Source organism: Bradyrhizobium sp. Gha (assembly GCF_900113735.1).
Taxonomy (GTDB): Bacteria; Pseudomonadota; Alphaproteobacteria; order Rhizobiales; family Xanthobacteraceae; genus Bradyrhizobium.
Genome location: NZ_FOQM01000038.1, coordinates 13,877 through 33,620 on the forward strand (window position 1 = coordinate 13,877; position 19,744 = coordinate 33,620).

Sequence of the window (19,744 nt, forward strand, 5' to 3'; positions counted from 1 at the left end):
GGGCTGAAAGACGTCGGCTTGCGGCGAGGAAGCAGAAAGAAATTGTCATGACCTACATCGCAAAACCGAAATTCCACCATCCGGGCCTCAAGAAGAACGAGCTCGGCTACACGCACCGCGACTACGAGGGCAAGATCTCGACGCTGTGCGCCGGCTGCGGCCATGATTCGATCACGGCGTCGATCATCGAGGCCTGCTACGAGCTCTCGATCGAGCCGCACCGGGTGGCAAAGATCTCCGGCATCGGCTGCTCGTCGAAGACGCCGGACTATTTCCTCGGCAATTCCCATGGCTTCAACTCCGTGCACGGCCGCATGCCGTCAGTGCTGACCGGGGCCAATCTCGCCAACCGCGACCTGATCTATCTCGGCGTCTCCGGCGACGGCGATTCCGCCTCGATCGGCTTCGGCCAATTCGCGCATTCGATCCGGCGCGGCGTCAACATGACCTATATCGTCGAGAACAACGGCGTGTACGGCCTGACCAAGGGCCAGTTCTCGGCCACCGCCGACCGCGGCTCAAAGTCGAAGAAGGGCGTGACCAACACCGACAACGCCATCGATCTCGTCGCGATCGCACTACAACTCGGCGCCACCTTCGTTGCACGCTCGTTCTCCGGCGACAAGACCCAGCTGGTGCCGCTGATCGCAGCCGCAATCCGCCACAAGGGCGCATCCTTCATCGATGTCATCAGCCCCTGCATCGCCTTCAACAATCACGCCGGCTCGACCAAGAGCTTTGACTACGTCCGTGAGCACAACGACGCCGTGAACCGGCTCGACGTGCTGGTCGGCCGCGATCCCATTGCGGTCGACTACGCGCCCGGTACGGTGCAGGTGGTCGAACAACATGACGGCAGCAAGATCGCGCTGCGCAAGATCGAGGCCGACTACGATCCCCATGACCGGTTAGGGGCCCAGACCTTCCTCGCCAGGCACGCCGCCAAGGGACAGATCGTCACCGGCCTGCTCTTTGTGGACCCCGATGCGGAAGATCTGCACGCGCATCTGAACACGGTCGAGACGCCGCTCAACACGCTCGAAGCCGACACGCTGTGCCCGGGGTCGGCGGTGCTGGACAAGATCAACGCCAGCCTGCGCTGACTCATTTGCTGCGCTCCGCCGGCGGCCTGACACGCACGGTGATCTTGTCTGACACGAGAGGCGGATCGAACGGATAGTGCTTCGCGTCGCCCAGCACCAGTTGAAGGGTGTGGGTCCCGGGCGAGAGTTCCAGGAAGGTCTCGGTCTGTCCCGCGCCGAAATGCAGATGCGACTTGTCCTGGAGAATCGGCTCCTTCGGGTCAATCGGGTCGGTGACGTCGACCAGCAAATGATGATGACCGGCGTTCTGGTAATCATCACCGGCATGCGTCACGCCCATGTTGCGTAAGCCGAACCGGACCCAGAATCCGCCGCGGACCTTCTGCCCGTCATAGGGGGTGATGAAATAGAGCTTTGCATCCTTCGGAGCGGTCTTGCCTTGCGCAAGGGCTGCGCCCGGAAGCAACGCAAGCGCCATCGACAACGCGATGCAACGAAGGATTTGCATCAAACCCACTCCTACCTAAGGATCAAGGGCTACTCGGAATCCATGCGTCGGATAGCGAACATTGGTGTCGTAGCCATCGCGGTTGGATGGCCTCACATATCTCGCATCGTTCTTCCACGAGCCCGAGCGCAAGACATGCGATGCACAGTCCCCGCCGTTCCATGCCGAGCCATCACCGGGCGCGCCCTGGTAGGTTCTGTGCCAGCAGTCCTCGACCCACTGGTCGACACCGCCGCCCATGTCATGGAGGCCGAATGGATTCGGCTTGAAACCGCCGACCTTCGCCGGCTGCTCGGCCGCGAGATCACCGCAATCCTTGCATCCGGCCATGCCTGCCTGCAGCTTGTCACCCCACCAGTATCTGGTCTGCGTTCCGCCGCGAGCGGCATATTCCCATTCGGCTTCGCTCGGAAGCCGATAGGGCTTTTTGGTCGCTTGCGCGAGATAGGCCACGTATTGCTGCGCGTCGGTCCAGCTCACATTGGTGACGGGCGCATCGTCCTTTCCGGTCGCAACAAATCCGCAGGCCTTCGCAGCAGCGCATTCGTTCCATTCGCCGGTCGTCACCGGGTACTTGCCGATTGAAAATGGCTTGACCGTCACCTGGTGGATAGGCCGCTCGGTCGGGTCGTCGTTGCTTCCCATCGCGAAGCTGCCGCCGCGAATGGCGATCATTTCGGGTTCGCGGGCCGTTGTCGCCGATGGACTCGGCGACGGCGCGGGTGACGGAGTTGAGGCAGCCACTGACGGAGATGGTTGAGGTGTCGGCGCCGCCGCTTCGCGCGGCGGCGATTGCGGACTTGGTGATGCGACCGGAGGGGCGACGCTCGGCGCGGCGGCGCGCTCGCCTGTCTTGCCCGGCTGCTGCGCCAGCAGATACCACAGCACGCCGGCAGCAATCACGAGCAGCGTGACACCGAGGAGAAAGATCAGCATGTTCTCGCGCCGGCCGCGCGTCCTCCCGACCGCATCGGCGTCCGGCAGGACGCGATAGACGCGAACGGGATCAGTGATGTTCTTGACCTTGCGGTCTCCGAGCGACTCATAGCCGCACACGACCTTGTGCTTGATCTGCTCGTAGATGGCGCCCGAAATGTAGACCTGACCGGGATCGGCGATCCCCTCAATGCGCGTGGCAATGTTGACGCCGTCGCCATACACGTCATCAGGTTCGACGATCACGTCACCCAGGTTGACGCCGATCCGGTATTCGATGCGCGATTCCCTCGGCAGCGAGGTGTTGCGGCCGATGAGATTCTGCTGGATGACGATGCTGCACCTGACGGCCTCGACAGGACTGTCGAAAATCGCGATGAAGCCGTCGCCCGTCGTCTTCACCAGCGCGCCATGATGCTCGATGATGCTGGGCTCAATGAGGTCCCGCTCGATCCGTTTGACGCGGAGATGCGTGCCTTCCTCGTCGGCCTGCATCAAGCGGCTGTAGGAAGCGATGTCACCGACAATGATCGCAGCGAGCCGACGGGGCATTCTGCCCTGGGGAGGGGGCTCGCCGGGATTTCCGGATCTGAAGTTGCGAATTTCGCCCATCACGGGGACTCCACAAACTTGCAAAGCGGATCAGCTTAAAACTCCGAAATGCGATTGCCTGTGAATTGCCTGTGAAGACTATCACATCGAGGAACCGCGACAACGTCGCAGAGGACCGCGCGAGGTTCCCAGGCAAAACGCCGCTGAACCTTCCTGGTCCGACGGCGACTAAGGCTGACGCGAGCGCACCCATTAACCTGCGTCTATTCCCAGCGACATGTTGCGCGACAACCTGTTCGACCTCGGAGAGCTCCACACCACTTTAGCGAGGCTGCCGGAGGGAGGGCAGATGAACGCTCGGCGAGCGGCTTGCGACTAACCGCAAACGGCCCGCTCCCTCCCCGATGCGGGCCGTCAATGGCCAACGTCCCCGGTGCGATCATGAAGCTTGCCCTCATCCTTCCGCTTGCCCTTGCCGCCTTCATCGGCGCCGCCCGGGCCGAGGAGGTCGACGATATCCACGAGGCCACCACGGCCGAAGCCGATACCTTCAACGCGCGCATCTATGCAGGCCCACCCGGCAAGACAGCCTATGCCTGCTTCGTTCGCCGTTACGATGCCGCCCATCTGGCGCAGCATCCGAAGCAGAAAGTTGCGTCGATGAAGCTGCTGGTCTCGGCGGAGACCTACGAAGTGGACAATCAGCTGCGCAACTCGTTCCGGATCGGCTTCCACTATCGCCACCGCAGCGGCGCTTTCGACTCCGGCGGCTCCTGCCACCACGCGGTGTTTACCAAGGACGGCAGCGAGGTGCGCCTCAACTGCGGCGTCGATTGCGAGGGCGGCGGCGTCGGCATTGCACTGTCAAAGGACGACAAGTCAGCCATCGTGCGGCTCGAAAGCATCAGGATCTGGCCGCACAACAACCCGACTGAGGATAAGGACCGATCCCTGGTCGCAGGCCAGGACGACGGGATTTTCCGGCTCGACCGGACCGACAACAGCGAGTGCGCCGCGCTGGTGACCGACCGCAAGGAACTCGCTGCGCTGCGCCACAAGTGACATGCCTCCGGCAAATCAGGAGATCATCATGAACCGCCGGAACGTCTTGTGGAGCACCGTCTCGGCGCTTGGCGCAGCCTTTGCGGCCTCGCGCGCCAAAGCGGCGACTGAAGCCACCAAGTCGGACAAGCTGAAGGTCGTCTATCACCTGGCTGACGCCGACAAGGTCAATTTCGTGCTCGGCAACATCCAGAACCACATCGACGGCGTCGGGGGTCCCGACCACGTCAAGCTCGCGCTTGTCATCCACGGGCCGGCGTTGAAGGCGTTCCACCGGGCGCAGGCCAACCCCGACGTCAGCGGGCGCATCAGCAATTTCGCGAAGGACGGCGTCGAGCTCGCCGCCTGCGCCAACACCATCAAGGCGCAGAACATCAAGCTGACCGATCTGCTCCCGGGGTTCGTGAGTGCGGAGAAGGGCGGCGTGGTTCGTCTCGCCGAGCTTCAGTCGCAGGGTTATCTGTATTTGCGGCCGTAACGGTTGCCGCGAATTCGCTGCGCTCCCTCCCCGGCTTGCGGGGGAGGGTTGGGGAGAGGGTGTCTCCGCGACGGGACAATCCCCTGGAGGAAAAAGCCCTCACCCGCGCCTTCGGCGCGACCTCTCCCGCAAGCGGGCGAGGTAAGGTGGAGCCCGCACAGTCACCTCCCAACTCACTTCGACCGGCCTTGACATACCCATAACTCCACGGTTATGAATGGATCCATAACCTTCGAGTTATAGATCCCGATGTCCACCGCCCCCGACCTCCTGTTCCGGACACTCGCCGACCCCACAAGGCGGGCGATCTTCGAGCGGCTTTGCCGCGAGGGCGAGCAGACGGTCGGGGCCCTGACGGCGACATCAGGCGTTTCCCAGCCGGCGGTCTCAAAACATCTGGGCGCGCTGAAGCAGGCGGGCCTGGTGCGTGACCGCCACGAAGGACGCCAGACCCATTACAGCGCGCAGCCTGGTGCGCTCAATCCACTGATCGACTGGACCAGCCAGATGGCGGGCTTCTGGCAGAACCGGCTCGATGCGCTCGACGATCTCCTCAAGAGGATGGACCAATGACCGAAGCTGCGACCGAGACACGTTCCGTGGTGATCGAGCGGGAATTTGCCTTTCCTGCGGAGCGGCTGTGGCGCGCGCTGACGCAGCCGCACCTGATCGAGGAATGGCTGATGAAGAACGACTTCAAGCCATCGGTGGGTCATCGCTTCAATCTGCGCGGCGAATGGGGCGGTGTGCTGGACTGCGAGGTGCTCGCCATCGAACCGCAACGCTCGCTCGCCTACACCTGGAATTTCACGCACGAGGACGCGGCCTACGACCTCAAGAGCATCGTGACGTTCACGCTCACCCCGCGGGGATCAGGCACGCATCTGCGCGTCGAGCAGGCAGGCTTCCGGCCCAGCCAGAAGCAGGCCTATGGCGGTGCGCATGCCGGCTGGAAGCAGTTTTTCACCAAGCTGGACGAGTTGCTGGCGCGGACCGAATAGTCCGGCCAACAACGACCATTCGCAACATCACCAGGGAAAATCGAGATGAATTCGAACATGTGGATCCGGCATATCCATCGCTGGCTGTCGGTTGCCTTCACGCTTGCCGTGATCGCCAACATCGTTGCGCTGACCATGCAGATTCAAGCGGCATGGATCGGACTGTTGGCTTTCGTGCCGCTGATCCCGCTGCTCGCGACCGGGCTCTATCTGTTCGCACTGCCCTATCTTGGCCGCTCCAGCGAGGCGCGATCATGAAGAAGGCCGTGACCGCAAAGAAGAAAGAAGCGGATGAGCCGTCACCGTCAAAGCTGATCGACGGTCGGATCAAGGAGCTCGGCGACTGGCGCGGCGAGACGCTGAAACGCGTCCGCGCGCTGATCAAGGAGGCCGATCCTGAGGTGGTCGAGGAATGGAAATGGCGCGGCGTGCCCGTGTGGGAGCACGACGGCATCATCTGCACCGGCGAGACCTACAAGACCGTGGTGAAGCTGACCTTTGCCAGGGGCGCGGCGCTGGACGATCCGGCCGGCCTGTTCAACTCGAGCCTCGACGGCAACGTGCGGCGCGCGATCGATATCGGCGAGGGCGCTGATATCAACGAGAAGGCGCTGAAGGCGCTGATCCGCGCGGCGGTGGAGCTGAATGCGGCGAAGAAGAAGCCGGCGAAGAAGCGATCGGCTTAGGCCGCCTTGGGCGCGGCCACGAGAGCCTTCCCTTCTCCCTCGTGGGAGAAGGTGGCGCGAAGCGCCGGATGAGGGGTCTCTATCGACACGGGAATCTGCGGAGAGATACCCCTCACCGGAGTGAGTTTGTGTCTCCCGCCGTTGCTGCCCTCTGCCGCAGCGGGCGAGGGCACATCAATGCGCACCTCGCCATGTTGCTAAGGTAGCCCGCCGCCCTCACGCCACCGCGGCTGCTATGGGACGCGGGCTGACGACGTATTCGCGCAGCACCTTGTCGTTAGCGTCGACCTCGATCAGCGCGACGTCGTAGGTCCAGAGATCGGCGAGATGCTGGAGTACCCGCTTGGCATCGGTCTCGTTGAGCTGCGACCCCTTGATGACGCGGTGATGCAGGATCAGACGGCGGTCGCCGGAGAGATCGACGTCGACCACCTCGATATTTGCATCGATGAAGCCGACATCGTGCTGCCGCGCCAGCTCGCGGCGAACCCGGCGGAAGCCGCGCTCGTCATGGATGGCATCGACGCGGATGCCGGCGCGCTCCTCGGGATCGTCGTGCAGGTGGAACATGCGGAAGTGCCGCATCAGCTTCGGACTCAGGAACTGGCCGATGAAGCTCTCGTCACGATAATTGGCCCAGACGTCGCGCAGCACGCCCATCACGTCGTTCCTGCCGGCGATATCGGGGAACCACTCGCGGTCCTCATCTTCCGGATTGGTGACGATGCGCTCGATGTCCTGCATCATCGCGAAGCCGAGCGCATAGGGATTGAAGCCGGAGAAGCGCGGATCGTCGAATTCGGGCTGGAACACCACGTTGGTGTGCGATCCCAGGAATTCGAGGAAGTTGCCGTCGGTGATGCGGCCCTGCTGATGCAGCTTACTCATGATGCGATAGTGGACGTAGGTCGCCGTCCCCTCATTCATCACCTTGGTCTGGCTCTGCGGATAGAAATATTGCGCAATGTGGCGGACGATGCGCAGGAGCTCGCGCTGCCAGGGCGCCAGCCTTGGCGCGCTCTTCTCCAGGAAATAGAGCAGGTTTTCCTGCGGCAGGCCGAGCAGCTTGCGGCGTCGTTCGAGCGAGATCGCGGTCCGGGCCTTCGAGGCGCCCTTGGGCACGGTGCGCCAGAGGTCGTTGAAAATCTCCTCCTCGTGCTGACGGCGACGCCCTGCCCGCTTTTCTTCCTCGCGCAGATCCAACTGCTTCTTGCCGGGATAGCGGTCGATGCCGTGCGACATCAGCGCATGCGCGGCATCCAGCGTGCGCTCGACCTCGGTGCGGCCGTAGCGCTCCTCGCACTGCATGACGTAGTTCTTGGCGAAATCCAGATAGTCCAGAATCCCTTCCGCATCGGTCCACTGCTTGAACAGATAATTGTTCTTGAAGAAGTGGTTGTGACCGAAGGCAGCGTGCGCGATCACCAGCGTCTGCATCGTCGCCGTGTTCTCCTCCATGAGGTAGGAGATGCAGGGCGAGGAGTTGATCACGATCTCATAGGCAAGGCCCATCAGGCCCTTGCGGTAGGAGGCCTCGTGATATGCGAAGTGCTTGCCGAACGACCAGTGCTTGTAGAACAGCGGCATGCCGACGGAGGAATAGGCATCCAGCATCTGCTCGGCGGTGATGACCTCGATCTGGTTCGGGTAGACGTCGAGTCCGAGATCCTTCAGCGCCACCTCCTCGCACGCATCGGTAATGCGCTGCAAGGTGTGGAAATCCCAATCGGCGCCTTCGAACAAGCGTTCCGTCATGGAGCGGCTTTCTCCTGGGCAGTTTCGCGGCGCTGGAACAGATCGTGGAATACCGGAAAGATCTCGCTGCGCTCAGAGACCTTGCGCATCGAAAGCGGTGCGCCAGAGTTGCGGAGGCGCTCGTAGAGGGTCCAGAGCGAGGAATCGGAAAGATCGAAGGCGCTGCCGCCGGATTCCCCGACCTCGAGATAGGCGAAGAACTGGCAGACCGGCAGTATCTTTTCGGTCAGCAAGAGGCCGGTGAGCTCGCCGTCGGAATAGGAATTGTCGCCGTCGGAGGCTTGCGCGGCATAGATGTTCCAGTCCGACGGATTGAAGCGCTCGCGCACGATCTCGTGCATCGCCTGCAGCGCGCTGGAGACCAGTGTGCCGCCGGAGGCCGGACCGTAGAAGAAGGTCTGCTCGTCGACCTCTTCGGCGCGATCGGTGTGGCGGATGAAGACGATCTCGACATGCTTGTAGCGCCGCTTGAGGAACACGTAGAGCAGCATGTAGAAGCGCTTTGCCAGATCCTTCATGTGCTCGGACATCGAGCCCGACACGTCCATCAGGCAGAACATCACGGCCTGCGCGACCGGCCGCGGCATCTTCTCGTAGCGGCGGTAGCGGATGTCGAGCGGGTCGATGAAGGGAATGCGCTTGGTCTTGGCCTTCAGCTTTTCGAGCCGGGCGACAAGCTCGGCGCGCTCGTCCTCGTCGGTGCAGGCCTCAATCGCGGCTTCCAGCTCCTCGACCTCGTCCTTGCGCGGACGCTTGAGCGCGATGCGGCGGGCAAGCGCGAGCTTCACCGTTCGGCTCACCGAGATGTTGGCGGGCGAACCCGACGTGGTGTAGCCGGCGCGCTGGATGCCTTCGCTCTCGGTCTGCGCGATCTTGCGCTTGGCCAAATCAGGCAGTTCGAGATCATCCAGGAAGAGATCGACGAATTCATCGCGGCTCAGCACGAAGCGGAAGGCATCTTCGCTGTCGCCCTCACCCGGTCCGGAATCCTTGGCGCTGCCCTGGCCCTGGCGCTGGAGATAGTCGCCCTCGATGAACTTCTTGTTGCCGGGCAGCACCATGTCCCGCGTTCCGCCTTCACGGCGGAAACGCGGCTCGTGCATCCCGTCGAGCGGGATCGTGACCTCACCACCCTCCAGGACGTCCTTGATTTCGCGTTCCTGCGAGGTCTTCTTGACGGCGCCCTGCACCAGGGATTTGGCACGACGCAAGAACCGCTGGCGGTTCTCAAGACTCTTGCCGCCTGGATTCAGGCGCCTGTCAATGATGTGAATGGCCACTTTCTCATCCGCCTCAACCGGCTTGCTTCACGCGCATGTACCATTCGACCAGTCGGCGAACCTGACGCTCGGTGTAGCCACGCTCCACCATGCGTGCGACGAACTCGCCGTGCTTCTTCTCCGTCTCGCCGTCCTTCTTCGAACCGAACGAGATGACCGGAAGCAGGTCCTCGACCTGAGAGAATATCCGCTTTTCGATCACATCGCGAATCTTCTCATAGGAGGTCCAGGTCGGATTCTTGCCGCCGTTCTGGGCCCGGGAGCGTAACGAGAATTTGACGACCTCGTTCCGGAAGTCCTTGGGGTTGGCGATGCCCGCCGGCTTCTCGATTTTCGTCAGCTCTTGGTTCAAAAGCTCGCGATCGAGCAGCTGGCCCGTATCAGGGTCCTTGAAGTCCTGATCCTCGATCCAGGCATCGGCGTAATCGACGTAACGGTCGAACAGGTTCTGGCCGTAATCCGAGTAGGATTCCAGATAGGCTTTCTGGATCTCGTTGCCGATGAATTCGGCGTAGCGCGGCGCGAGCTCGGCCTTGATGAATTCGAGATAGCGCTTCTCGACTTCCTCGGGCAGCTGCTCCCTGCGGATCGACTGCTCCAGCGCGTACATCAGGTGCACGGCATCGGCGGCGACTTCCTGCGGATCGTGATTGAAGGTCGCAGCCAGTATCTTGAAGGCAAAGCGGGTGGAAACGCCGTCCATGCCCTCATCGACGCCGGCGGCATCGCGATATTCCTGGACGCTGCGCGCCTTGGGATCGGATTCCTTCAGGCTCTCGCCGTCGTAGACCCGCATCTTGCCGAACAGCGTCGAGTTCTCGTGCTTGCGCAGGCGCGACATCACCGAGAATCGCGCCAGCGTCTCCAAGGTCGAGGGCGCGCAGGGGGCTGACGCGAGCTCGGAGCCCTGGATCAGTTTCTCGTAGATCTTCTGTTCTTCGGTGACGCGCAGGCAGTACGGCACCTTGATGACGCAGATGCGGTCGATGAAGGCTTCGTTGTTCTTGTTGGACTTGAAGCTCGCCCATTCCGCTTCGTTGGAGTGCGCGAGGATGACGCCGGTGAACGGGATCGCGCCGATATTCTCGGTGCCGATATAGTTACCTTCCTGCGTTGCGGTCAGCAACGGGTGCAGCATCTTGATCGGCGCCTTGAACATCTCGACGAACTCCAGCACGCCCTGGTTGGCGCGGTTGAGGCCGCCCGAATAGCTGTAGGCGTCGGGATCGTTCTGAGCGTAGGTCTCGAGCTTGCGGATATCGACCTTGCCGACGAGCGAGGAGATGTCCTGGTTGTTCTCGTCACCGGGCTCGGTCTTGGAGATTGCGATCTGGCGCAACCGCGACGGCTGGATTTTTGCGACTCTGAACTGGGAGATGTCGCCGCCGAAAGCTTCGAGCCGCTTGTAGCACCACGGGCTCATCAGACCGGTGAGACGCCGGCGCGGAATGCCATACTTCTCTTCCAGCATCGGACCGAGATGATCGGGATCGAACAGGCTGAGGGGGCTCTCGAACACTGGCGAGAGTTCGTCGCCGGCCTTGAGCACGTAGATCGGATGGACTTCCATCAGCGACTTCAGCCGCTCGGCGAGCGAGGATTTGCCGCCGCCGACGGGCCCGAGCAGATAGAGAATCTGCTTGCGCTCCTCCAAGCCCTGCGCCGCATGGCGGAAGAAGCCGACGATGCGCTCGATGGTTTCTTCCATGCCGTAGAAGCCGGCAAAGGCCGGATAGGTACGGATGGTGCGGTTCAAAAAAATACGGCCAAGGCGTGGGTCCTTGGCCGTGTCAATCGTCTGGGGCTCGCCGATCGCCGCTAGTAGCCGTTCGGCCGCGTTCGCGTATTTCATGGGATCGCTTCGACACGATTCCAGATATTCCGCCATCGACATGTCGTGCTGGCTTCTCGCCTCGAACGACCGAGCGAAAGCATTGAATAGAGAATCGTTGTACATGATCCCTCTCCGCGTGAGTTCCGCTACAAGCTGAAACGAAAGCAGTTGCTGGACCGTTCCTCAGGCCGCGTTTCGAATCAGCGTGAGCACATGACGATCATTGGACACCTGGCTGCCAACACGACGCAATGCACAAGGTAGGCACTCGCTGAATTACGAACAGGCACTTGCCTGTAATTTGTGCGAATCTCAGTCTATCTTGGCTCATTTCCAGAAATTGTCACTGGCTCGCCACATCCGGGCAAATACCGGGGACGACTCCCATCCGGCACTGCAACATAGAACGATCTGCGCGCGGCGAACTTATGACGCTTGTAGGGCGATGCCTTGCGCGTCGCGTTCATCTTTGAGGTGCAAGCCTGGCCGTCACGGGGCCGAACAGGGCCACGCCGCCATGGCCGATCGTCGCATCGTAACAGCTGATGTCACGCCACCATTCCAAGGCAAAGCTCGCGCTCAGCAGCGTCGCGACGAGGGTCGCAGCGAGCGCCAGCCGCAGACGCGTGACGCATGGACCGATTTCGAGATCATGGGATGCATCGACACAGCCGGCTGGCGCAGTCGATGGCCGGCTACCGGCAATCGCAACGCCGTCAGGACAAGCGTGCATGCTTTCCCCCAGCATAGCCAGTCGCCGCGCCAATGACGATCGGCGCTATCCGCCGACGACATTCAGCGGCACGACGGATCACTCACGAAGCAATCCAGCCAGACCATTCCGGCCGAATCTTTATTACGCAAAAGCGCGACTCCCGCCTGGATCGCCATGATCGTGACGGAGTTACACCTGGAGTATGACGCCTGTACCCTTGATTGGTTCCCTCCCGGGAGCATGTGAGCTAAAGGATAGCGCGTCAGGACCGTCGCGGAAACCCCCTCCGCCCGCAGGCTTGGAGATAAAGAGCATCATGAATCCCGTCAAAGAACTGGAAAAGCACGGACAAGCCGTCTGGCTGGACTTCCTCGCCCGCGGCTTCATCAGCAAGGGCGACCTGAAGCGGCTGATCGACACCGACGGGGTCAAGGGCGTCACCTCCAACCCCTCGATTTTCGAGAAGGCGATCGGCAGTTCGGACGAGTACGACGCCCCGATCGGCAAAGCGCTGAAGCGCGGAGACCGGACCGTGGCCGACCTGTTCGAGGCGGTCGCGGTCGAGGATATCCAGAACGCCGCCGACGTGCTGCGCCCGGTCTATGACAGGCTCAAGGGCCATGACGGCTATGTCAGCCTCGAGGTCTCGCCCTATCTCGCGATGGACACGTCAGGCACGGTGGCCGAGGCGCGGCGGCTCTGGAAGGACGTCAACCGCAAGAACCTGATGGTGAAAGTGCCGGCGACGCCTGAGGGGCTGCCGGCGATCGAAACGCTGATCGGCAACGGCATCAGCATCAACATCACGCTGTTGTTCTCCAGAGCCGTCTACCTGAAGGTGGCCGAGGCCTATCTCGCGGGTCTCGAAAAATACGTTGCCGACGGCGGCGACCCCTCCCATGTCGCGAGCGTGGCGAGCTTCTTCGTCAGCCGGATCGACTCGGTCGTCGACAAGCAGCTCGACGAGAGGATTGCCCGCGCCAACGACCCATCTGAAAAGGAGCGGCTCGCCGCCCTGAAGGGCAAGGTCGCGATCGCCAACGCCAAGGTTGCCTATCAGGACTATAAGCGGCTGTTCTCGGGTCCGCGCTGGGAGAAGCTCGCTGCCAGGGGCGCCAAGCCGCAGCGCATGCTGTGGGCCTCCACCGGCACCAAGAACAAGGATTACAGCGACGTCCTTTATGTCGAGGAGCTGATCGGCCCCGACACCATCAACACGGTGCCGCCGGCGACGCTCGATGCTTTCCGCGACCACGGCAAACCGCGCGACAGCCTGGAAGAGAACGTCGATGACGCCCGCCGCGTGCTGGAAGAGCTGGAGCGCTCCGGCGTCTCGCTCGACGCGATCACCGAGGAGCTCGTCAGGGACGGCGTCAAGCAGTTCGCGGATGCCGCCGACAAGCTCTACGGCGCAGTCGCCCACAAGCGTGCAACGGTGCTCGGGCCGGCAATCGACCGCCAGCAGCTCGCGCTGGGTGACAGCCTCGGCAAGGCCGTGGCCAAGAGCACCGAAGAGTGGCGCGCCTCGGCCAAGATCCGCAGGCTGTGGCAGCGCGACAAGTCGGTCTGGACCGGGACGGACGAGGACAAATGGCTCGGCTGGCTCGACAGCGCGGCGAAGGCCGACGTCGCCGATTATGAGGACTATGCCAACCGCGTGAAGCGCCAGAAATTCTCCGACGCCGTCGTGCTCGGCATGGGCGGTTCGAGCTTGGGTCCGGAGGTGCTGGCCGAGACCTTTGCGCGGAAGCCGGGCTTCCCGAAGCTGCACGTGCTTGACTCCACCGACCCGGCCGAGGTGCGGGCGATGGAGGCCAAGATCGACATCGCCAACACCGTCTTCATCGTCTCCAGCAAATCCGGCGGCACCACCGAGCCGAACGCGATGAAGGATTATTTCCACGAGCGGGTCGCGCAGGCCCTCGGCCCCAAGGCCAAGACCGGCTTCCGCTTCATCGCGGTGACCGATCCCGGCTCCTCGCTGGAAAAGGCCGCCAAGAAGCTGAATTACGCCCGCATCTTCCACGGTGAGCCGTCGATCGGCGGCCGCTACTCGGTGCTGTCGCCGTTCGGCCTGGTGCCGGCGGCCACGGCCGGCATCGACGTCAAGACCTTCCTCAAGCATGCGCTCGCGATGGCGCGCTCCTGCGGACCGGATGTGCCACCAGCCGAGAATCCGGGCGTGCAGCTCGGCCTCGCCATGGGACTTGCCGGCCTCGAAGGCCGCGACAAGGTGACGATCCTGTCGTCGAAGAAAATCGCCGATTTCGGTGCCTGGGCCGAGCAGCTCATAGCCGAATCGACCGGCAAGGAAGGCAAGGGCCTGATCCCGATCGCCGGCGAGGCGCTGGGCGAGTCCGCGCTCTATGGCAATGATCGCTTCTTCATCGATATCCGCACGGAAGGCGAGACCGATGCTGCCCACGACTCGGCCCTCGCCGGGATCGAGGCCGCCGGCCATCCGGTCGTGCGCATCGTCATGAAGTCGATCGAGCATCTCGGCCAGGAATTTTTCCGCTTCGAGATGGCAACTGCCGTTGCGGGCGCGATCCTCGGCATCAACCCGTTCGACCAGCCGGACGTGGAAGCCGCCAAGATCAAGACCCGCGAACTGACGTCGGCCTATGAGAAGACCGGCGCGCTGCCGGCCGAAGAGCCTGTCGTCAGGACCAAGGAAGCCGATCTCTACACCGACGCCGCCAACGCCAAGGCGCTGCGCGCAGCCGGCGCCGACGGCGACCTCACCTCCTGGCTGAAGGCGCATCTGTCGCGCTTCAGCCGCGGCGATTATGTCGCCCTGCTCGGCTACATCGAACGCGACAAGGCCAATATCGATGCGCTTCAGGCCATGCGTCTCGAGGTGCGCGAGAAACGGCATGTCGCAACTTGCGCCGAATTCGGACCGCGCTTCCTGCACTCCACCGGACAAGCCTACAAGGGCGGCCCCGACAGCGGCCTGTTCCTCCAGATTACCGCAGATGACGCCAAGGACCTGGCCGTGCCGGGCCAGAAGGCGAGCTTCGGCGTGATCAAGGCGGCGCAGGCGCGCGGCGACTTCGATGTGCTCACCGAGCGCGGCCGGCGCGCACTTCGGGTGCACCTGAAGGGTCCGCTCAAGAAAGGTCTCGCGGCGCTCAATGCGGCGCTCAACGACGCACTGAACTGAGGGAATATCTCAATGCAACTCGGCATGATCGGCCTCGGCCGGATGGGCGGCAACATCGTTCGCCGGCTGATGCGCCAGGGACATTCGACGGTGGTCTATGACAAGGACAGCAAGGCCGTCGACGCTCTCGCCGCGGACGGCGCGGTGGGTTCGGCAACGCTGGAAGAGTTCATCTCGAAACTCGAGCGGCCGCGCACGGTCTGGGTGATGCTGCCTGCGGGCCGCATCACCGAGCAGACCATCGACACGATCGCGGGCGTGATGCAGGAAGGCGACGTCATCATCGACGGCGGCAACACCTTCTGGCAGGATGACGTCCGCCGCAGCAAGGCGCTGAAGGCGCGCGGCATCCACTATGTCGACGTCGGTACGTCAGGCGGCGTCTGGGGCCTCGACCGCGGCTACTGCATGATGATCGGCGGCGAGAAGCAGGTCGTCGACCGGCTCGATCCGATCTTCGCGGCGCTCGCGCCCGGCGCCGGCGACATTCCGCGCACCAAGGGACGCGACGGCCGCGATGCCCGCATCGAGCAGGGCTACATCCATGCCGGCCCGGCCGGCGCGGGCCATTTCGTCAAGATGATCCACAACGGCATCGAATACGGCCTGATGCAGGCCTATGCCGAAGGCTTCGACATCCTCAAGAACGCCAATATCGACGCGCTGCCGGCCGATCATCGCTATGATTTCGACCTCGCCGACATCGCCGAAGTGTGGCGGCGAGGCTCAGTGATCCCATCCTGGCTGCTCGACCTCACCTCGACCGCGCTCGCCGACAGCCCGCAGCTCGCAGAATATTCCGGCTTCGTGGAGGATTCGGGCGAGGGCCGCTGGACCGTAAATGCGGCGATCGACGAGGCCGTGCCGGCTGAAGTCCTGACTGCAGCGCTCTACACACGTTTCCGTTCCCGTCGGGAACACACCTTCGCCGAAAAAATTCTCTCCGCAATGCGCGCGGGTTTCGGCGGCCACAAGGAGCCGACGCAGCCCGACGCCTCGAAGATCAAATAAGAGACACCATCAAGCGAGGCCGATCGCTCGTGACAAAAGACCCGCAAGCCAAGCGCAAGCCGGAAAATTGCGCTTTCGTCATTTTCGGCGCCACCGGCGATCTCACACACCGTCTCGTGATCCCGTCGCTTTACAATCTTGCCGCCGAGCATCTGCTGCCGGAGAAATTCTGCGTGGTCGGTGTTGGCCGCAGCGCCATGTCCGACCAGGAGCTGCGCGAGAGCCTGTTGAAGGGACTGCGCCAGTTCGCGACCCGGCCGGTGGACGATGTCGTCGCCAGGAGACTGCTGGAACGCGTGAGCTTCGTCGAGGCCGATGCCAAGGATCCGCCATCGTTCGACCGGCTGCGCGAGCATCTGGACTCGCTGGACTGCGCGCAGGACACCGGCGGTAACAGGCTGTTCTACCTCGCGACCCCGCCGGCTGCGTTCGCACCGACCGCGCGCGAGCTCGGCCGCACCGGCATGATGAAGGAGAACGGCACCTGGCGGCGGCTGGTGATCGAAAAGCCTTTCGGCACCGACCTCGCCTCGGCACGCGCGCTCAACGCCGAACTGCTGAAGATCATGGACGAGCACCAGATCTACCGGATCGATCATTATCTCGGCAAGGAGACCGTGCAGAACATCCTTGTGCTGCGCTTCGCCAACGGCATGTTCGAGCCGATCTGGAATCGCAACCACATCGACCACGTCCAGATCACGGTGGAGGAGAAGCTCGGCGTCGGTCATCGCGGCGGCTTCTACGACGCCACCGGCGCGCTGCGCGACATGGTGCCGAACCATCTGTTCCAGCTGATGTCGCTGGTGGCGATGGAGCCGCCTGCGCGCTTCGACGCGCATTCCGTGCGCTCCGAGAAGGCCGAGGTTCTCAGCGCGGTGCAGCAGCCGAACCAGGAAGAAGCGCTCAGGAGCTCGGTTCGCGCGCAGTATCTCGCAGGCCGCATCGGCGACGACCAGATCCCGGACTACCGGAAGACCGACGACGTCAAGCCCGGCAGCACCACCGAGACCTTCGTCGCGCTGAAGCTGATGATCGATAACTGGCGCTGGGCCGGCGTGCCGTTCTATTTGCGCACCGGCAAGGCGCTGGCCCACAAGCGCACCGAAGTCGCGATCAAGTTCAAGCAAGCGCCGCTGTCGATGTTCTCAGGCACGGCGGTCGACCGTCTCTCGCAGAACTTTCTCACCATCGGCATCGCACCGAGCGAGACGATCGAGCTTCAGTTCAACGCCAAGATTCCGGGACCGAGCATCACGATCGACGGCGTCGAGATGAAATTCAAGTACGGCGACTATTTTCAGGCCGATCCGTCGACCGGCTACGAGACGCTGATCTATGACTGCATGATCGGTGACAACATCCTGTTCCAGCGTGCCGACGGCATCGAGGCCGGATGGCAGGCGGTGCAGCCATTCCTCGATGCCTGGAAGAACGCAGGCACCAACGGCATCGAGACCTACGAGGCCGGCAGCGACGGTCCGGCCTGCGCCGACGAGCTGCTGCGACGCGACGGCCGCAGCTGGAGGAAGTTCTCGTGATGGCGGCGGCCGGGGAGCCAAACCTGATCGTGGTCGCCGACGCCGAGGCCCTGGCGCAAGCCGCAGCCGAACGAGTGATGGCTCGGATAGCAGCCAATCCCGGCCGCATTGCGATCTGCCTCACCGGCGGCTCCAGCCCGAAGAAGCTCTACCAGTTGCTGGGCAGTGATGCCTGGCGCGGCAGGATTCCTTGGGACCGCGTGCACTGGTTCATTGGGGACGAGCGTTTTGTCGCCGAGAGCGATCCCCTCAACAACATGGCGGTGGCTCGCGCCACGTTTCTCGATCGCAGCGCGCCGTCTGGCCACATCCATCCGATGCCGACCGCGGTCGAGAGTCCCGACGCTGGCGCCGAGGAATATGCGCGCGAGTTGAAGGCCTTCTATGGGGCTGACCAGCTCGACCCGAGCCGACCGCTGTTCGACCTTGTCCTGATGGGCGCCGGACCTGACGGGCACACCGCCTCGCTCTTTCCCGGCTATCCCGCGGTCGAGGAGACCGCGCGCTGGGTCGTCGGCGTCCCCAAGGCCAATGTCGCGCCCTTCGTGCCGCGGGTCTCGCTGACGCTGCCTGCATTGGCCGCCTGCCGTGAAATGCTGTTCGAGATTGCAGGCCGTGACAAGCAGGCGATCTTGACGCGCATGCTCAATGGCGAGAATCTGCCGGCTGTACGCGCGCGCTCGAATGGTGAGACCGTCTGGCTGGTCGATCAGGCCGCGCTTCCGGAGGGGACTCGTGGCGGGCGTTAAAGCACCTTGTGCGTTGATCGTAATGGGCGTGTCGGGTTCGGGCAAAAGTACAATTGCAGAGGCGCTCGGCGAGCGTCTCGGCTGGCGATTCGAGGATGGCGACAGCTTTCACCCCGTCAGCAATGTCGAGAAGATGAGAGCCGGCCATCCGCTGACCGACGAGGACCGCTGGCCCTGGCTCAACGCCATTGCCGACGAGGTCGCGCGGGTCTGCAACAAGGGCGAGCACGTCATCATTGCCTGCTCGGCGCTCAAGCACAGCTATCGTGACGTGCTGCTGCGCGGCCGCGACGACGTCCGCTTCATCTTCCTCAAGGGCACGCAGGAGCTGATCGCCGACCGGCTCGCGCACCGCAAGGGTCACTTCATGCCGCCCGGGCTTCTCACCAGCCAGTTCAACACGCTGGAGCCCCCGGACGCGAGCGAACACGTCATCACGGCGTCGATCGACGAATCGGTCGAAGAGATCGTCGACGGCATCATGCGACAGCTGAAGATCGACGGCGCGACAGGCAAGGCCAAGGAAACGAAGGCTCAACCATGACGAAAATCTCTTTGGTCGTTTCCGACGTCGACGGCACGCTGCTGACCAAGGACAAGACATTGACGGACCGCGCGCGGTCCGCGGTGCAGCGGTTGCACCAGGCCGGGGTCGCCTTCACCATCACCTCCAGCCGGCCTGCGATCGGCATGCGCTTCCTGATCGAGCCGCTGGCGCTGTGGCTGCCGGTCGGTCCGTTCAACGGCTCCTCGATCATCGATCCCGAGATGAATCCGGTCGAGCAGCACCTCATCCCGACAAGCGCGGCCGAGACGTCGCTGCAGATCTTGCGCGATTTCGGCGCCGATATCTGGATCTTCACTGCCGACAAATGGCTGATCGACAATCCGAGCGGTAGATATGTCGCCCATGAGCAGCACACGATCCGCGCCGATCCGACCATCGTGAGGGACTTTAGGCCGTATCTTGCCAGCGCCTGCAAGATCGTCGGTGCCAGTGCCGATGCGGCAGGTCTCGAGCGTTGCGAAAAGGTGATGCAGGAAGCGCTCGGCAGTGCGGCGACCGCCGTCCGTTCGCAGACCTACTATCTCGACATCACCCCGCCCGGCTTCAACAAGGGCACCTTCGTGCAGGCCATGGCCAAGCGCCTGGACATCTCCCTGGATGCGGTCGCCACCATCGGCGACATGCAGAACGACCTCGCCATGTTCCGCGTCAGCGGCGTCTCGATTGCAATGGGCAACGCCACCGACGACGTCAAGGACCAGGCGACAAACGTCACCGCGACCAACGAGCAGGACGGTTTTGCGGAGGCGATGGAGATGATTTTGAAGCGGAACGGGGTTGGTTGAGGCGAAATTGCATCGAGTTGGTCGATCGAGCCGCGGGCTCTCTCAACCTCTCCCGCTTGCGGAGAGGTCGCCGC

The 19,744-nt window shown here is 63.0% G+C and carries 19 protein-coding genes; 13 read left to right on the top strand and 6 right to left on the bottom strand.

From position 1 onward, the window contains the following. Positions 1-47 precede the first annotated feature (47 nt). On the top strand, positions 48-1,103 hold the full coding sequence (locus BM222_RS32135) for a 2-oxoacid:ferredoxin oxidoreductase subunit beta (protein ID WP_092237505.1): 1,056 nt from the start codon (positions 48-50) through the stop codon (positions 1,101-1,103). Between the two features lies 1 nt (position 1,104). Here BM222_RS32135 and BM222_RS32140 read toward each other — a convergent pair whose 3' ends face one another. After that, complete coding sequence (locus tag BM222_RS32140; protein ID WP_092237627.1) at positions 1,105-1,551, bottom strand: DUF4399 domain-containing protein; 447 nt, start codon at positions 1,549-1,551, stop codon at positions 1,105-1,107. A gap of 15 nt (positions 1,552-1,566) precedes the next feature. Continuing rightward, positions 1,567-3,099: an SUMF1/EgtB/PvdO family nonheme iron enzyme gene (locus BM222_RS32145; RefSeq protein ID WP_092237507.1), complete on the bottom strand. Its 1,533-nt coding sequence runs from the start codon at positions 3,097-3,099 to the stop codon at positions 1,567-1,569. A 381-nt stretch (positions 3,100-3,480) separates the two neighbouring features. Between BM222_RS32145 and BM222_RS32150 the strand changes: the two genes are divergently transcribed. The 6 genes from BM222_RS32150 (at position 3,481) to BM222_RS32180 (ending at position 6,266) form a co-directional block, all read left to right on the top strand. Then, complete coding sequence (locus BM222_RS32150; RefSeq protein WP_092237634.1) at positions 3,481-4,101, top strand: hypothetical protein; 621 nt, start codon at positions 3,481-3,483, stop codon at positions 4,099-4,101. 28 nt (positions 4,102-4,129) lie between these two features. Beyond that, entirely contained in the window at positions 4,130-4,579 is a 450-nt protein-coding gene (locus BM222_RS32155) for a DsrE family protein (protein ID WP_092237631.1), read from the top strand. 249 nt (positions 4,580-4,828) lie between these two features. Beyond that, positions 4,829-5,152 (top strand): ArsR/SmtB family transcription factor, encoded by a 324-nt coding sequence (locus tag BM222_RS32165; RefSeq protein ID WP_092021516.1) that lies wholly within the window; start codon positions 4,829-4,831, stop codon positions 5,150-5,152. Further along, positions 5,149-5,580 carry an SRPBCC family protein gene (locus BM222_RS32170; RefSeq protein WP_092237512.1) on the top strand — a complete coding sequence of 144 codons (432 nt, stop codon included), beginning with the start codon at positions 5,149-5,151 and terminating at the stop codon, positions 5,578-5,580. The genes BM222_RS32165 and BM222_RS32170 overlap by 4 nt, the downstream gene beginning before the upstream one ends. Positions 5,581-5,625: 45 nt before the next feature. Next, positions 5,626-5,838 carry a hypothetical protein gene (locus BM222_RS32175; RefSeq protein ID WP_177243591.1) on the top strand — a complete coding sequence of 71 codons (213 nt, stop codon included), beginning with the start codon at positions 5,626-5,628 and terminating at the stop codon, positions 5,836-5,838. Further along, on the top strand, positions 5,835-6,266 hold the full coding sequence (locus tag BM222_RS32180; RefSeq protein ID WP_092237514.1) for a DUF1801 domain-containing protein: 432 nt from the start codon (positions 5,835-5,837) through the stop codon (positions 6,264-6,266). Before BM222_RS32175 ends, BM222_RS32180 begins: the two co-directional genes overlap by 4 nt. A 216-nt stretch (positions 6,267-6,482) precedes the next feature. On the opposite strand, the gene BM222_RS32185 is transcribed toward BM222_RS32180, so the two are convergent. The 4 genes from BM222_RS32185 to BM222_RS32200 all read right to left on the bottom strand — a co-directional run bounded on the left by BM222_RS32185 (position 6,483) and on the right by BM222_RS32200 (position 11,868). Next, positions 6,483-8,021, bottom strand: coding sequence for a SpoVR family protein (locus BM222_RS32185; RefSeq protein WP_092237516.1), 1,539 nt, complete (start codon positions 8,019-8,021; stop codon positions 6,483-6,485). After that, positions 8,018-9,295, bottom strand: a complete 1,278-nt coding sequence (locus BM222_RS32190) for a YeaH/YhbH family protein (protein ID WP_177243593.1) — start codon at positions 9,293-9,295, stop codon at positions 8,018-8,020. Before BM222_RS32190 ends, BM222_RS32185 begins: the two co-directional genes overlap by 4 nt. Before the next feature lie 19 nt (positions 9,296-9,314). Further along, complete coding sequence (locus tag BM222_RS32195; protein WP_092237520.1) at positions 9,315-11,258, bottom strand: PrkA family serine protein kinase; 1,944 nt, start codon at positions 11,256-11,258, stop codon at positions 9,315-9,317. A gap of 340 nt (positions 11,259-11,598) precedes the next feature. Next, positions 11,599-11,868, bottom strand: coding sequence for a hypothetical protein (locus BM222_RS32200; RefSeq protein WP_143106123.1), 270 nt, complete (start codon positions 11,866-11,868; stop codon positions 11,599-11,601). A 298-nt stretch (positions 11,869-12,166) separates the two neighbouring features. Between BM222_RS32200 and BM222_RS32205 the strand changes: the two genes are divergently transcribed. Genes BM222_RS32205 through BM222_RS32230 form a run of 6 tightly spaced genes read left to right on the top strand, consistent with a single transcriptional unit; the run spans position 12,167 to position 19,670 of the window. After that, positions 12,167-15,016: a bifunctional transaldolase/phosoglucose isomerase gene (locus BM222_RS32205; RefSeq protein WP_092237524.1), complete on the top strand. Its 2,850-nt coding sequence runs from the start codon at positions 12,167-12,169 to the stop codon at positions 15,014-15,016. 12 nt (positions 15,017-15,028) lie between these two features. After that, positions 15,029-16,027 carry a phosphogluconate dehydrogenase (NAD(+)-dependent, decarboxylating) gene (gnd, locus tag BM222_RS32210; RefSeq protein WP_092237526.1) on the top strand — a complete coding sequence of 333 codons (999 nt, stop codon included), beginning with the start codon at positions 15,029-15,031 and terminating at the stop codon, positions 16,025-16,027. A 29-nt stretch (positions 16,028-16,056) separates the two neighbouring features. Further along, the gene (gene zwf, locus BM222_RS32215; protein ID WP_092237529.1) at positions 16,057-17,568 is read left to right on the top strand and encodes a glucose-6-phosphate dehydrogenase; all 1,512 of its coding nucleotides are present in this window, start codon (positions 16,057-16,059) and stop codon (positions 17,566-17,568) included. Beyond that, positions 17,568-18,317 carry a 6-phosphogluconolactonase gene (gene pgl / locus BM222_RS32220; RefSeq protein ID WP_177243592.1) on the top strand — a complete coding sequence of 250 codons (750 nt, stop codon included), beginning with the start codon at positions 17,568-17,570 and terminating at the stop codon, positions 18,315-18,317. Before zwf ends, pgl begins: the two co-directional genes overlap by 1 nt. Next, positions 18,304-18,861 carry a gluconokinase gene (locus BM222_RS32225; protein WP_092237535.1) on the top strand — a complete coding sequence of 186 codons (558 nt, stop codon included), beginning with the start codon at positions 18,304-18,306 and terminating at the stop codon, positions 18,859-18,861. The genes pgl and BM222_RS32225 overlap by 14 nt, the downstream gene beginning before the upstream one ends. After that, positions 18,858-19,670: an HAD family hydrolase gene (locus BM222_RS32230; RefSeq protein WP_092237538.1), complete on the top strand. Its 813-nt coding sequence runs from the start codon at positions 18,858-18,860 to the stop codon at positions 19,668-19,670. Before BM222_RS32225 ends, BM222_RS32230 begins: the two co-directional genes overlap by 4 nt. Positions 19,671-19,744: the final 74 nt, after the last annotated feature.